Annotated in this window: 13 protein-coding genes; 3 read left to right on the forward strand and 10 right to left on the reverse strand. The window is 77.0% G+C overall.

Annotated elements, in window-relative coordinates:
• Positions 1–379: 379 nt before the first annotated feature.
• From ABT006_RS31460 to ABT006_RS31470, 3 genes are all read right to left on the reverse strand, one after another.
• Positions 380–775 carry an SCO2097 family morphological protein gene (locus ABT006_RS31460; RefSeq protein ID WP_350685819.1) on the reverse strand — a complete coding sequence of 132 codons (396 nt, stop codon included), beginning with the start codon at positions 773–775 and terminating at the stop codon, positions 380–382.
• Between the two features lie 115 nt (positions 776–890).
• A complete protein-coding gene (locus ABT006_RS31465) occupies positions 891–2,150 on the reverse strand; it encodes a DNA polymerase IV (protein ID WP_350712107.1) in 1,260 nt (419 codons plus the stop codon).
• Between the two features lie 86 nt (positions 2,151–2,236).
• Positions 2,237–2,626, reverse strand: coding sequence for a hypothetical protein (locus ABT006_RS31470; RefSeq protein ID WP_350712108.1), 390 nt, complete (start codon positions 2,624–2,626; stop codon positions 2,237–2,239).
• Between ABT006_RS31470 and ABT006_RS31475 the strand changes: the two genes are divergently transcribed.
• Positions 2,625–3,092 carry a TetR family transcriptional regulator C-terminal domain-containing protein gene (locus ABT006_RS31475; RefSeq protein WP_350712109.1) on the forward strand — a complete coding sequence of 156 codons (468 nt, stop codon included), beginning with the start codon at positions 2,625–2,627 and terminating at the stop codon, positions 3,090–3,092. The genes ABT006_RS31470 and ABT006_RS31475 overlap by 2 nt on opposite strands.
• Before the next feature lie 84 nt (positions 3,093–3,176).
• Here ABT006_RS31475 and ABT006_RS31480 read toward each other — a convergent pair whose 3' ends face one another.
• The 7 genes from ABT006_RS31480 to ABT006_RS31510 all read right to left on the reverse strand — a co-directional run bounded on the left by ABT006_RS31480 (position 3,177) and on the right by ABT006_RS31510 (position 11,896).
• Positions 3,177–4,328, reverse strand: a complete 1,152-nt coding sequence (locus tag ABT006_RS31480) for an alkaline phosphatase family protein (protein WP_350712110.1) — start codon at positions 4,326–4,328, stop codon at positions 3,177–3,179.
• Positions 4,325–5,089 carry a methyltransferase domain-containing protein gene (locus ABT006_RS31485; RefSeq protein WP_350712111.1) on the reverse strand — a complete coding sequence of 255 codons (765 nt, stop codon included), beginning with the start codon at positions 5,087–5,089 and terminating at the stop codon, positions 4,325–4,327. The genes ABT006_RS31480 and ABT006_RS31485 overlap by 4 nt, the downstream gene beginning before the upstream one ends.
• A 37-nt stretch (positions 5,090–5,126) precedes the next feature.
• A complete protein-coding gene (locus tag ABT006_RS31490; protein ID WP_350712112.1) occupies positions 5,127–5,303 on the reverse strand; it encodes a hypothetical protein in 177 nt (58 codons plus the stop codon).
• A gap of 97 nt (positions 5,304–5,400) precedes the next feature.
• The gene (locus ABT006_RS31495) at positions 5,401–8,790 is read right to left on the reverse strand and encodes an error-prone DNA polymerase (protein ID WP_350712113.1); all 3,390 of its coding nucleotides are present in this window, start codon (positions 8,788–8,790) and stop codon (positions 5,401–5,403) included.
• 69 nt (positions 8,791–8,859) lie between these two features.
• Entirely contained in the window at positions 8,860–10,539 is a 1,680-nt protein-coding gene (locus ABT006_RS31500) for a DNA polymerase Y family protein (protein ID WP_350712114.1), read from the reverse strand.
• Positions 10,536–11,354 (reverse strand): DnaE2-dependent mutagenesis accessory factor ImuA', encoded by an 819-nt coding sequence (gene imuA' / locus ABT006_RS31505; protein WP_350712115.1) that lies wholly within the window; start codon positions 11,352–11,354, stop codon positions 10,536–10,538. The genes ABT006_RS31500 and imuA' overlap by 4 nt, the downstream gene beginning before the upstream one ends.
• 92 nt (positions 11,355–11,446) lie before the next feature.
• Positions 11,447–11,896, reverse strand: coding sequence for an SAV_6107 family HEPN domain-containing protein (locus ABT006_RS31510; protein ID WP_350712116.1), 450 nt, complete (start codon positions 11,894–11,896; stop codon positions 11,447–11,449).
• 606 nt (positions 11,897–12,502) lie between these two features.
• Between ABT006_RS31510 and ABT006_RS31515 the strand changes: the two genes are divergently transcribed.
• Together ABT006_RS31515 and ABT006_RS31520 are read left to right on the forward strand one after the other, a co-directional pair.
• Positions 12,503–13,480, forward strand: a complete 978-nt coding sequence (locus tag ABT006_RS31515; protein ID WP_350712117.1) for an EamA family transporter — start codon at positions 12,503–12,505, stop codon at positions 13,478–13,480.
• Between the two features lie 105 nt (positions 13,481–13,585).
• On the forward strand, positions 13,586–14,074 hold the full coding sequence (locus tag ABT006_RS31520) for a YbaK/EbsC family protein (protein WP_350712118.1): 489 nt from the start codon (positions 13,586–13,588) through the stop codon (positions 14,072–14,074).
• Positions 14,075–14,128: the final 54 nt, after the last annotated feature.

Below are 14,128 nucleotides of genomic sequence, written 5' to 3' on the forward strand. Positions count from 1 at the left end.
CGGGAGCGGCGAGGTCGCCGTTCCCGGCCCGTCCCCGTCGCGGCGCGGGCCGCCGCCACCGAAACGGGCGGAGGGCGGGTCGGGGAAGCGCGGGCGCCAAGGCCACGGTGGCTTGACGGCGCGTCAAGCGTCAGAGGCCGACCGGTCTCGCTGTGGCGGCTGACCGCGGCGAACGGCGAGCCGGCAGAGCGTCAGAGGCCGCCGAGGCGGGCCGTGGGCACCCGACACGTCGGAGGCCGCCGGGGCGAGCGCAGGCGCGGAACGTCGGAGGGTGCCCGGGCGGGCCCAGGGGCGCGCGGAAACGCCTCAGGTCGCCGGGCGTGCCGGCGACGCGGTTCGTCGTCGCGGTGGTGTGACCCGCCTCAGCGGCGGGCCGGGCTCAGCGGTGCCCCTCCGGGCGCTGCCGCCACCGGTCCTCCATCCGGTCGAGGATCGAGGGCCGCCGACCCGTACGACCGCGGGGGCGGCGACGACTCGTCGTGCCTCCCACGACGTGCAGGTCAGGTGACTGCGCCCGACGATGCGACTGCACCGCGAACGCGGCCGAGGCCAGCATGACGACAAAACCCGCCACTGCCAGCGGCGGAGTCTTGATCACCGCGCCATAGACCAACAGGGCCAGCCCAGCGATGATCACGCCGGCAGCGACGAGCAGGCGACGCCGCGCGTGGAAACGCGGATCGCTGGCGCGCACGGCCGAGGCGAATTTGGGGTCCTCGGCAAGCGACCGCTCGATCTGCTCGAACAGCCGCTGCTCGTGCTCCGAGAGCGGCACGGCACTCCTCCCCGGTCACGTGGGTCGGCCCGGTCGGACCGACAGACCGTGGCAGCCAACCGGCTGCTTACCCGCAAGTCTACGAGGGCCCTCGCGCGTCGGAAAGCGGGACGACCTACGGCCGGGGTGGATTTTCATTTCGTCGCCCGTCCCGGACCCCGAGCAGACTGGCCGGACCTATGACGGACCGCCCGAAACGGGCAGCCGCGGCGTCGGCGGCAGCTTCCGCCTCCCGCCAGCCCCGTTCGGGCGCGCCGAGGGCGAGCTGCCGCGGGGTCTCCTGCGCCGGGGCGAGGCCCTCGACCCGGACGCCGACCAGGCGGATGCGCTCGCCCGGGTCGAGGGCGGCGTAGAGCGCCCAGACCGTGTCGAAGATCTCCCGGGCGACGTCGGTCGGCACACCCGACGTGCGCGACCGGTTGACGGTGCGGAAGTCGGCCAGCCGCACCTTCAGCGAGACCGTCCGCCCGACCTGCCCGGCCCGGCGCAGCCGGGCGCCCACCTTCTCGGCGAGGGCGAGCAGCGCCCGGCGGATCTCCAGGGGATCGGCCACGTCGGCGTCGAAGGTCACCTCCGCGCCGATCGACTTCTCGACCTGCTCGGGGCTGACCCGGCGCGCGTCCCGCCCCCAGGCCAGCTCGTGCAGATGGGTCGCGGACGCCTCGCCGAGCGCCTTGCGCAGCATGCCGACCGGCGCCTCGGCGAGGTCGCCGATGGTGGTCAGGCCGAGCCGACGCAGCGTCTCGGCGGACCGCTCCCCCACCCCCCACAGCGCCGACACCGGCAGCGGGTGCAGGAAGTCGAGCACCCGCGCGGCCGGGACGACGAGCAGCCCGTCGGGCTTGGCGCGGGTCGAGCCGAGCTTGGCCACGAACTTGCTCGGCGCGACCCCGACCGAACAGGTCAGCCCCTGCTCCCCGGCGACGCGCTCGCGGATCCGCCGCGCGATGGTGGCCGGGGTGCCGAAGAGCCGCCGGGCCCCGGCCACGTCGAGGAACGCCTCGTCGAGCGAGAGCGGCTCCACCAGCGGGGTGACGTCCCGGAAGATCTGCATGACCGCCCGGGAGGCCGCCGAGTACTGCGCGAAGTCCGGCGGGAGGTAGACCGCGTGCGGGCAGAGCGCCCGGGCCCGCGCGGTGGGCATGGCGCTGCGGACGCCGTAGCGCCGGGCCTCGTAGCTGGCGGAGCTGACCACCCCGCGCGGGCCAACCCCGCCGACCACGACGGCCCGGCCGCGCAGTTCCGGCCGGCGGCGGACCTCGACCGAGGCGAAGAACGCGTCCATGTCGACGTGCAGGATCGGGCAGCCGGAGTCGTCGGCGCCCGGCCCGAACCGGGGATCGCCGCCCCGGGGCAACGACTGGCTGCGACCCATCCCCGCAGGTTAGCGGGCACCTCCGACATGCCCCCGGACGGCCGGCGGCGCAATGCGTCGCTGGGCCGTCCGGGCGGCCCGTGCCGTTAGCCCCGGTCGGCGGACGGGGTCCCCGCGGGTACGCGCCGCAGGGCGACGGCGCTGACGAGCGCCCCGACGAGCAGGATCGCCGCGCCGACGACCGCGGTGGCCGTGAACCCGTCGGTGAAGGCGGCGAAGGCCTGGTCGCGCAGCACCCCGGCCACGTCGGCCGGGACCTGGCCGGCCACGGCGAGGGCGCCGCCGACCGTGTCGGTCGCGGTGTGGACCAGGTCGTCGCCGAGCCCGGCCGGCACCTCGGTGTCCATCCGGGCCCGGTAGATGCCGGCGGAGATGCTGCCCAGCACGGCGATGCCGAGCGCGCCACCGAACTCCGTGCTCGGTTCGAGTTCGGCGCTGATCCAGGGTGCGGCCATGAACAGGACGGAGAGGTCCATGGAGGCGAGGAGGGCGGGGATCACGAGCAAGGACGCCCTGCTGAACGCCGCCATCCTGGAGACGTTCGACGCCTGGGGGGACGCGATCGCCGCGGCCGTCGTGGCCGAACCCGGCGGCGCACCGCTGGAGCGCCTCCGCCGGTTCCTCCACGGGGTGTTCGAGATGGCGCGCGAGCAGCGGGAGGTCCTGGTGGCGAGCGTGCAGGCGTACGCCCAGGCGGAGTTCGCACCCGAGGTGCGTGACCAGCTCGCGGCCGGCTACGCCGCCAGCCGGCGGGAGCTCGCCGCGCTGACGCTCGACGTGGCGCCGGCGGAGGTCTCGCCGGAGCAGGCGCGCCGCTACGGTTCGCTCGCCCTGGCGCTCATCAACGGCGCCATGCTCCAGTGGCTGCTCGATCCCGCGTCGGCGCCCACCGCCGACGACCTCGTGCGGGCGATCGAGGGGCTCACCGGGCGCGGGCGGTGACGGCGGCAGGCCCCGCCCGCGCCTGACCGCGCCGGCGGGCGATCCGCTCCGGGAGACGCCGCCCACCGGCGGGGCGGCCGGCCGTCAGCCGCGTACGACCAGCAGCGGGATGGTCATCTCGGCCGCGGTGTCCGCCCCGTGGTACCCGACCAGCCGCGACACCATCGGCGGCTCGGACCGGGAGGCCGTCACCGCGTACGTGGCGTTGCAGACGACCACCACGTCGCCGATGCGGAGCAGGTGCTCCTCCGCCACCGGGCCGAACCAGCCGGAGGCCACCACCTCCTCGCGGGTGCGGACCCGGGCCGCGGGGCCGAGCACCTCCGACCAGGCGGCCACGACGTCGTCCCGGGCCCCGGGCGTGACGTGCAGGTAGCGGACCCGGGGCTCGCCGGCGACCACCGCCACCCCGGCGCGCAGCCGGGGATCGGTGTCCAGGTCGACGCGGTGCCCGGCCGGCACGTCGAGCTGGCCGTGGTCGGCGGTGACCAGCAGCGCGGCGTCGGGCGGCAACCCGTCGACGAGCCGGGTGAGCAGCCGGTCGACCTCGGCCGCGGCGATCCGCCAGGGCGCCGAGTCGACGCCGGTGAGGTGGCCGTGCCGGTCCAGGTCCGGGTGGTAGCCGGAGACCAGGGTGGGCCCCGGCCCGGTGGCCAGGGCGGTGAGCATCCGCGCGGCGAGCGCGTCGACGCCGGCCGCGCCGCGGTAGTCGCCGCCCCGGTTGGCGGCCACCGTCAGCCCGCTGCCGCCGAACTCCGGCCGGCTCACCACCGTCACCGCGACGCCGGCCGCCCGGGCCCGTTCGAGCTGGGTGCGGACGGGCTGCCAGCGCCGCGGCTCCGGGTCGGCCGCCCACTCGATGTGGTTGAGCACCCGGTCGGTGCCCGGCACCCGCAGGGTGAAGCCGAGCACGCCGTGCGCGCCGGGCGCGACGCCGGTGCCCAGCGTCACCAGGCTGGTCGGCGTGGTGGACGGGAAGCCGGAGGTCAACGGCCGGCCCACGGTCGCGGCGAGCCCGGCCAGGGCCGGCGCGTACGGCGCGGCGGTCGGGATCTGGTGCCAGCCGAGGCCGTCCACCAGCAGCACCGCCACCCGGCGCACCCCGGCCAGCGCGGCGCCCAGCCCGAGCGGGTCGGTGGCGCCGGGCACGCCGAGCACGGCGAGCGCGCTGGGCAGCACGTCGGCGAGGCTGCCGCCGCCGTAGCGCGGCCCGACGATCTCCAGCGGGTCGGTCACGGGCGCCGGGCGAACAGGTGCAACTGTGCGGCGAGGTCCCGCCAGGGGGCCCGCGCGGCGAGCGCCCGTTCCAGCTCCACCAGGGCGGCCGGCTGACCGTCCGCGACGGCGGCCGGGAGGAGGTCGGCGAGCACGCGTACGCCGTGGATCTCCTCGACCACGAGCCCGGCGGGGACGAGCAGCGCGGCGGCGGTCTCGGCGTCGTAGCGCCGGCGCAGCGTGTCCCGGGCGCCCGCGGTGCCGGCCGGGTCGGCGGCCAGCGCGGCGGCGACGTCCAGGTGCCCGTTCATCGCCCGGCCGAGCACCGCGGCGGCCCGGCCGGCGACCAGCACGCTCGCGGCGCCGCCCGGGCGCAGCGCGGCGGCCAGCGCGGCCACCACCGGCGCCGGGTCGTCGACCACCTCCAGCACGGCGTGGCAGAGCACCAGGTCGGCGCTGCCCGGCTCGACCAGCCCGGCGAGCGCGTCGCCGTCGCCCTGCACGGCGCGGACCCGCTCGGCGACGCCGGCCTCGGCGGCCCTGCGGGTCAGCGCGGCGAGCGCGTCGGGACTGGCGTCGACCACGGTCACCCGGTGCCCGGCCTGGGCGAGCGGGACGGCGAAGCCGCCGGTGCCGCCGCCGACGTCGAGCACGGTCAGCGCGGCGTCGCCACGGCGCTCCAGCTCGGCGCGCAGCACCGACCAGATCACGGCGGTACGGGGGGTCAGCGGCGGCCCGGCGAGCCGGCCTGGGGTCTGCTCCACCCGGTCGAGCCTAGTCACCCGGTCCAGCCCCGACGGGAACCGCCCGGGGAGGCGGTCAGGACTCGCCGGTGGCGCCGTCCTCCTCGGCCCGCGACCGCAGGGCGTTGGCCACCGGACCCTCGGTGATCTCGTACTCGCGCGGTTCGGTGTGGTGCGCCGGGGTCCAGCCGGCGTTGAGCCGGGTCCGCCGGGAGTTGGCCACTCCGCCGCTGTATCCGTGATTCCCCGTCATCGGTTCATTCCCCCTCGTGCCACGCGGGCCGCTCTGCCCGCGCGAGCAGGAGTCTCCCGCCATCGGCGGCGAAAAACCGTAATGTGGATCACTGTCGTCAACGGAAATCGCGCGATGCCGGGCTGACCGGCGGCTCGATGGCGTCCAGCCGGTCGGCGGTGAGGTTGGTGACTCCCTCGTGCCGCTGCAACCGGCCGCGCACCACCAGCGCCGCGCTGGTGCGGGCGATTCGACGGTAACGCTGCCAGAGCCCCGGGGAGCAAGTGACATTGAGCATCCCCGTCTCGTCCTCCAGGTTGAGGAAGGTGACCCCGCCGGCGGTCGCGGGGCGCTGCCGGTGGGTGACGATCCCGCCGACCCGGATCCGCCGACCGGGCTCCACCCGGCCGAGCCGGGCGATCGGCACCGCGTCGAGGGCGTCGAGCTGCGGGCGGATGAAGCGGGCCGGGTGGCTCTCCGGCGACAGCCCGGTCGCCCACACGTCGGCGACCAGCCGGTCCACCGCCTCCATGCCGGGCAGGGTGGGCGCGGCCGCGCCGGTCACCGTGCCGGGCAGGCGGCCCGGCCGGTCCTGGGCCGCCGCGCCGGCCGCCCAGAGGGCCTGCCGCCGGGACAGCCCGAAACAGGCGAAGGCGTCCGCGGTGGCCAGCGCCTCCAGCTGCGCGGCGGTGAGACCCACGCGCCGGGCCAGGTCCGCCATGTCGCGGTACGGCCCGTGCGCCGTCCGCTCCGTCTCGATCCGCTCGGCCACCTCGTCGCCGAGGGTACGCACGGCGGAGAGCCCGAGCCGGACGGCCGGGCCGCCCAGCCCCCAGGCGTGCGGCGGCTCCCCCGGCGCGCTGCCCCAGCGGGTCTGCGGGGTGGACTCCAGCACCGCCCTGGCGCCGCTGGCGTTGACGTCCGGCCGGCGGACCTCGACGCCGTGCCGGCGGGCGTCGTCGACCAGGGTCTGCGGGGAGTAGAAGCCCATCGGCTGGGCGTTGAGCAGCGCGGCCAGGAACGGGCCCGGGTGGTAGCGCTTGAGCCAGGAGCTGGCGTAGACCAGGTAGGCGAAGCTCATCGCGTGGCTCTCCGGGAAGCCGTAGCTGGCGAACGCGGTGAGCTTGCGGTAGACGTCGTCGGCCAGCTCGCCGGTGATGCCCCGCTCGGCCATCCCGGCGTAGAGCCGGTCGGCGATCTGCGCCATCCGCTCCACCGAGCGCTTGGACCCCATCGCCCGGCGCAGCTGGTCGGCCCCGGCCGCGTCGAAGCCGGCCAGGTCGATCGCGAGCTGCATGAGCTGCTCCTGGAACAGCGGCACGCCGAGGGTCTTCTCCAGCGCGTTGCGCATCAGCGGGTGCGGGAAGGTCACCGGCTCCTCGCCGTTCTTGCGCCGGATGTACGGGTGCACCGAGCCGCCCTGGATCGGGCCGGGCCGGATCAGCGCCACCTCGACCACCAGGTCGTAGAACTCGCGGGGCTTCAGCCGGGGCAGGGTGGCCATCTGGGCGCGGCTCTCCACCTGGAACACCCCGACCGAGTCGGCCCGGCAGAGCATGTCGTAGACCTCGGGGTCGTCCAGCGTCATGTCGCCCAGGTCGAGGGTCATCCCGATCATGTCGTAGCCGTAGTGCAGCGCGGAGAGCATGCCCAGGCCGAGCAGGTCGAACTTCACCAGGCCGACGGCGGCGCAGTCGTCCTTGTCCCACTGGAGCACGCTGCGGCCCGGCATCCGCCCCCACTCCACCGGGCAGACTTCGATCACCGGCCGGTCGCAGATCACCATGCCGCCGGAGTGGATGCCCAGGTGCCGGGGAAAGGTCTGCAGCTCGTTCGCGTACGCGACCACCTGCTCGGGGATGTCCTCGACGTCCACCGCCGCGACCGCGCCCCACCGGTCGATCTGCTTGCTCCAGGCGTCCTGCTGGCCGGGCGAGAAGCCGAACGCCTTGGCCACGTCCCGCACCGCCGAGCGGGGCCGGTAGGAGATGACGTTGGCGACCTGGGCGGTGTGCTCCCGGCCGTACCGGGCGTAGACGTGCTGGATGACCTCCTCCCGGCGGTCGGACTCGATGTCCACGTCGATGTCGGGCGGGCCGTCGCGCTCCGGGGCGAGGAAGCGCTCGAAGAGCAGCCGGTGCCGGACCGCGTCCACGTTGGTGATCCGCAGCGCGTAGCAGACCGCCGAGTTGGCCGCCGAGCCCCGGCCCTGGCAGTAGATGTCCTGCTCGCGGCAGAACGCGACGATGTCGTAGACCACCAGGAAGTAGCCGGGGAAGCCCAGTTCCTCGATCATGTTCAGCTCGTGGTCGAGCTGCGCGTACGCCCTCGGGTGCGCCTCCCGGGGGCCGTAGCGCTCCCGCGCCCCCCGCTCGGTCAGGTGGCGCAGCCAGCTCATCTCGGTGTGCCCCGGCGGCACCGGGTACGCCGGCAGCCGCGGCGCGACGAGTTGGAGGTCGAAGGCGAGCTCGGCCCCGAACTCGGCGGCCCGGGCCACCGACCCCGGGTACGCGGCGAACCGGGCCGCCATCTCCGCACCGCTGCGCAGGTGGGCGGTGCCGGCCGCGGGCAGCCACCCGTCGATCTCGTCCAGGCTGCGCCGGGCCCGTACGGCGGCGACGGTGGTGGCCAGCCGTCGCCGGCCCGGGGTGGCGTAGTGCACGTTGTTGGTGGCCACCGTGGGCAGGCCGGCCGCCGCCGCCAGCTCGGCGAGCGCGTCGTTGCGGTCGGCGTCGACCGGGTGCCCGTGGTCGGTCAGCTCCACCGCCACCGTCTCCGCGCCGAAGAGGGCGGTCAGCCGGTCCAGCTCGCGGGCCGCCGCGTCCACCCCCTCGGTGAGCAGCGCCGCCGGCACGTGCCCCTTGCGGCAGCCGGTGAGCACCAGCACGTGGTCGCGCAGCTCCGCGGCGACCTCCTCCAGCTCGCCGTAGACCGGGCGGCCCTTCTCGCCGCCGCGTAGCTGGGCGCGGGCGATGGTCGAGGCGAGCCGGGCGTACCCCTCGTGGCCGTGGGCCAGGAGCAGCAGGTGCCGCCCGAGCGGGTCGGGCTCGCCGTTCTGGGGGCCGGGCAGGTCCAGGGAGAGCTCGGCGCCGAAGATCGTCGGCAGGTGCAGCGCGCGGGCCGCCTCGGCGAAGCGCACCACCCCGTAGAAGCCGTCGTGGTCGGTGACGGCGAGCGCGGTGAGCCCCAGCCGGGCGGCCTCCTCGGCCAGCTCCTCGGGGTGGCTGGCGCCGTCGAGGAAGCTGAAGTTGGTGTGGGCGTGCAGCTCGGCGTACGGCACCACGCCGTCGGGGCGGGTCAGCTCCGGCGGCTGGTAGTGCTCCCGCTTGCGGCTCCAGACGGGAGAGTCGCCGCCGTCGGCGTCCACGGCCAGCGGGTCGACCACGTGCAGGTGCCGCTCGTCACGCGACCGGCCGCCCTGCCCGCCGGCCCGCCCGGCGCGGGGTTTCCGGCCGGAGAGCACGCGTTCCAGCTCCGACCAGGGCAGCTTCGGATTGTGGAAGCTCATCGGGGCCCCGCCGGGTTGACGTCGTGCCGCTGCCGCTCGGCGGCGACGCCCGCAGTCGGCCGGGCGCCCTCAGTCATAGATCGCCTCCACCAGCCAGTGCCCGGCCTCTACCGCGAGCAGCAGGGCCGTGCCGTCGGCCAGGCAGACCTGGAACCGGGCCCGGCGGCGGGCCTCGGCCGGCGCCCACCAGCGCTCGTCGACCGGCCACGGGCCGGCCCAGCCGGCGATCTCGGCCGGCCGCGCGGTGCCCACGGTCAGCCGGGCCGGCGCGGCGCTGACCTGGAGCCGCGCGCTGACCACGACCGGCTCGCCGGCGGCGTCGTGCACGGCCGCGGCGAGCGGGTCGGGCAGCACCACCGCCGGCGCGGGCGGCGGCAGCCGACCCGGCCACGGCGGCTCGCCCGACCGCGCCGACGACCGGCCCGACAGCGGCGACCGGTCCGACAGCGGCGACGGCCGGTCCGGCAGGGACGACTGACCCGGCCGGTCCGACGGCCCGTCCGGCAGGGGCGGTGGGCCGGGGCGGGCCGGCAGGCGTTCGTCCCCCCACGGCACCAGGCGCACCTGGTCGGCGGGCGAACGGCCGCCGCCGAGCACCGCGGTGACCACGGCCTCGGGGCCGAGGATGCCCTGCACCCTGCTCAACGCCCGGTGCGCCCGCTCCCGCTCCTCGCCGGCCTCCCCCCACAGGCCGGGTTGCAGGCCGGCCTGGGCGATCACCCCGTCGGGGACCAACCGCAGCCGGATGATGCCCGCCGTCGGCCGGGCCGGGCGGGCGCCGCCCCGGCCGGCACCACCGGACAGCCAGCCGTCGAGCTGCCAGCGCACCCGGTCCGCGATGGCGGCCGAGCTGAGCAGCCCGTCGTGCCGCCAGACCCGGTGCAACTCCTGGCCGTGCGCGGTGACTGCCTCGATGCCGAGGCGGGTGCAGGCCAGCCCGTGCGCGGCGAGCCGGTCGTGCAGCCGCTCGGCCAGCGCCCGGGCGGCGAAGGCCGCCGTGTCGACCCGGTCGAGCGGCTCGTCGTGGTCGGCGGTGACCGCGAGGTCGGCCGGGGGCTGCCGGACGGCGAGCGGACGGTGGTCCCGCCCGGCGGCCAGCCGGTGGGCGAGCGCGCCGTCGAAGCCGAACCGGGCCAGCACGTCGCCGGCGGGCAGCGCGGCGAAGTCACCCAGGGTGCGTACGCCGAGCCGGCGCAGCAGGTCGGTCAGGGCCGGCCGGCCGAGCGCCTCGACCGGCAGGTCGGCGAGGAACCGCGGTGTCGCGCCGGGCGGGACGACCTGCCCGGCGCGGGCGGCCAGCCCGGCGGCGAAGACCCCGTCGGCGATGCCGACCTGGCTCTCCACCGCGCACGCCTGGGCGACGTGCTCGACGATCCGCTCGGCGGCCGCCTCCTCTCCCCCCAGGTAGCGGCTCGGCCCCCGGGCCGCCACCGCACACGCGCCGGGACGCACCACCTCGACGCCCGCGACCAGCTCCTCGACCGCGGCGACCACCGGCTCGAACGCCCGGGCGTCCCGCCCCGGGTCGTGCTCGACGACGGTGAGCTGCGGGCAGCGCCCCTGCGCCTCCCGTTTGCGCAGCCCCCGGCGCACCCCCTCGGCGCGCGCCCGCTCCGAGCAGGCGACCACCCGGTTGGCGTGCAGCACGGCGACCGGGCCGGTGGCGGGCACCCCGTCGACGATCTCGGCGGCGAGCACCGGCCAGTCCGGGCACCAGAGCAGCAGGGTCCGCACCGGCGCGCCGGTCATGCCGGACCGACCAGGGTGAGCGGGCCGTGCCGGGAGGTGTCGGCGGACGCGGCGGCCGGCGGGGCGGACACGGTGGCCGCGGCGACCGGGCGGAGCCGGCCGGCGGCCGACCGGCCGGTGACGGACCCGGCGGCAGGGCCGGGGGCGGAGCGGGGAATGACCCGGGTGAGCCCGTCCCCGGGCAGCCACATCTTGATCTCCTTGGGGCGGGCGGCGGCCCCGCGCCCACGCGCCGAGACGGTGACCTCGCGGCGGCGCAGCCGGCCCCGGCCCGTCCCGAGCCCCTCCCAGGCTCCCCGGACCACCTGGAGGGTCACGTCCGCGCCGTCCCACCGCCCGTACGGGACGAGGACGCTGCCCCGTTGCCGGGCCCGGGCGGCCAGCCGGTTGGCGACCGAGGCGGAGACCGTCGCCGGCACGGCGGTGACCACGACGTCCACCCCGTCGATCAGCGCGGCGATGACGGTGGCCCACTCCGGGCCCGGGTGGGGCACCAGGGCGAGCCGGTCCAGGGCGATGCCGAGTTCGGCGGCCGCGCCCGCCCCGAACGTCGGCACCCCCACCACGGCGCACCACGAACCGGCCCGGGACGCCTCGGCGAGCAGCGCCAGGACCAGCGAGGTGCCGCCGCTGCGCCGGGGTTGACCGGTGGCGACCGCGATCGTGCTGCCGCGCCGCAGCCCCCGGTTGGGCAGCAGCCCGGTCAGCTCCGGGGCCACCGGCAGCACCCGGTGACCGCCCGCCGGATCCGGCGCGCTCGCCGGACGCACCAGAGCGGCCAGTGCGGCGGAACCGACCACCATCCGGCCCGCCATCGGACCTACCCCCCGTCGTGCTGTCGATCGGAATGTGCGCGTGGCGCCTGGGCCGCCCGGCTCCCCCCGCCGGGCGGCCCGGGCGCCACGGATCAGGCGGCGAGGCCGTCGAGCGCCGGTTGGTGGGCCACGCCGAGCGCGGCCTCCACCACCGCGACGAACTGTTCGGCGGCGCGCAGCAGGTCGTCGGCCTCCCGGGCGGTCACGACCCGCGGGATGCCGGCCTCGGCGGCGGCGCGCTTGCCGGCGCCGAGGGCGAAGAACCGGGCCCACTCGTCGAGCTCGGGGGCGACACCGGAGAGCAGGACCCAGACGCTGGTGATCCGGTTGCGCCGGGCCGGGGCGGGACGCGCCCGGGCGGCGAGCAGGGCCGCCGCCGCGCGCAGCGCGGCCAGGTGGGCGGCCGCGTAGCGGAGGCCGTCGGGGCGGGTCTGGGCGGCCTCGGCCAGCCCGTGACGGGCCACCGCGAGAAGCTGGGCGGGGGTGCGGTGCGGCAGCACGTGCGCCGGCACCGTCGGTGCCTGAGCCGGGTTGGTCGGCATGGGACTGTCTCCTCCACGTGGCCGAGCCGCCCCTGAGGGCGGAGCTGGTCCGCCGGCGGGACGCCGGGCGAGTGGTGCGGAGGAAGACGCACCGGATGGGGAGGCCGGCCGGGTGTGGACGCTTCCCCACACCACACCCGGCCGGCACAACCGGCGGGTTCGTCGCCCGCCGCCCGGGGGTCGTGGGCGGCGGGCGACGCTCCTGCCTGACGGGCCGGGCTCGCGACTGCCCGGGGCCCCGGTGCGGCCCGCGGAGCCGCACCGCCCGGGACCGGCGCCGCGAAACACCGCCCCGGGCTGTTTGGAACGGGCGTTCGAGGCAATCGAACACTCGTTCTAACTACTGCTGACAGTACACCCTCCCTCCGACGAAAATGCAACGTGTGGCGCGCGGGAGTCGGCCGGCGTCCCCCACGCGCCACACCCTGTCGGGCGGCAGCTCCCGGCGCCCGCGGGCGCGGCCACGGCGGCGCACCGCCCCAGGCCGGGCGGGGCAACGGAGGATCCGGGGCACGCCGGCCCGCGCGGCGCACCGGCGGGCGGTGCGACCGATGTAACGACTGGTGGCCCTTACGGCCCTGACGAGGGCGGCGGTAGCCTCCGCTCGTGACAACCCCCCGCCCCGCCCTCGGGGTCGCCATGGTGCTCGGCTCGGGAGCGCTGTTCGCCGTCAACGGCACGGTCTCCAAGCTGGTGCTCCGCGCCGGTCTGGACGCACCGCAGCTCACCCTGCTGCGCGCCGTCGGCGCCGTCACCGGGCTGCTGGCCCTGAGCCTGCTGCTGCGCCCGGGGGCGCGCCGGCTCCGGGTCGCCCCCCGCCAACTGCCGCTGCTGATCGGGTACGGGCTGACCGGCTTCTTCGCCGTGCCGATGCTCTACTTCGTCGCCATCTCCCGGCTGCCGGTCGGGATCGGGCTGCTGTTCGAGTACACCGCCCCGCTGCTGGTCGCCCTCTGGGCCCGGTTCGGCCAGCGCCACCGCGTACGCCCGCGGCTCTGGGCCGGCCTGGCGCTGAGCCTGCTCGGCCTCGGTTGTGTGGCCGAGGTGTGGGGTGATCTGAAGCTGGACGGCCTCGGCGTGCTCGCCGGTCTCGGCGCCGCGGTCTTCCTCGCCGGCTACTACGTGCTCGGCTCGCACGGCGTGGCGCGACGGGACACGCTGTCGCTGTGCACCTGGGCCTTCGGCGCCTCCGCCGTGGCGGGCCTGCTCACCCGCGCCGTCACCGTGGGCGCCGGCGGCTGGGAGCCGCTGACCGCCGACACCGACCGGGGCGTGCCGGTGGCGCTGCTCTGCGGGTACGTGGTGGTGCTCGGCTCGATCGTGCCGTACCTGCTGGTCGCCGGGGCGATGCGGCACCTCCCGGCGACCAGCGTCGGGATCGTCGGCATGGTCGAGCCGGTGATCGCCTCGGCGGTCGCCTGGGTCGTCCTCGGCGCCGGCGAGGCGCTCAACACCGCCCAGCTCGCCGGCGGGCTCCTGGTGCTGGTCGGCGTCGCGCTGGCCGAGACGGCCCGGGTCGCCACGCCCCGGGCCGCCGCACCGCCCGCACCGCCCGCGCTGGACGCCGTCGCCGTCCCCCGCTGAGCCGACCGGAGCGCCGGCCCGCGACCCCGTGCCGGCCGCGCCCCCGCGAAGGGAGTCGGCGTGGCCGGGTGAGCCGGCGGCGGGCGTACCGGGAAGAATGGCGGCATGCAGCCACACCCGAACGTACGGGCGGTTCAGGACGTGCTGGACGCCGCAGGCGCGCGGGACGGGTCCGGCGCGCCGAGCGCCATCCGCCTGCTGCCCGACGCGGTCCACACCGCCGTGGCCGCCGCCGAGTCGCTCGGCGTCGGGGTCGGCCAGATCGCCAACTCGCTCGTCTTCGAGGCGGACGGCGCGCCGCTGCTGGTGCTCACCTCCGGCGCGCACCGGGTGGACACCGCCGGCCTGGCCGCGTCCATCGGGATCACCCGGCTGCGCCGGGCCACCCCGGACTTCGTCCGCGCGCACACCGGGCAGGTGATCGGCGGGGTCGCCCCGGTCGGCCACCCGCGCCCACTGCGCACCCTGGTCGACACCGCCCTCGAGCGGTACGACGAGGTCTGGGCGGCCGGCGGCGTCCCGCAGGCGGTCTTCCCCACCACGTACCGGGAACTGCTGCGGGTCACCGGCGGCACGCCGGCCGAGGTGGCGTGAGCGAGCGGAGCGAGCGAACCATCGGGCTCAGCAGCGTGGCGCCTCGCGCCGCCG

Source organism: Micromonospora sp. NPDC002717 (genome assembly GCF_040295705.1).
Taxonomy (GTDB): Bacteria; Actinomycetota; Actinomycetes; order Mycobacteriales; family Micromonosporaceae; genus Micromonospora.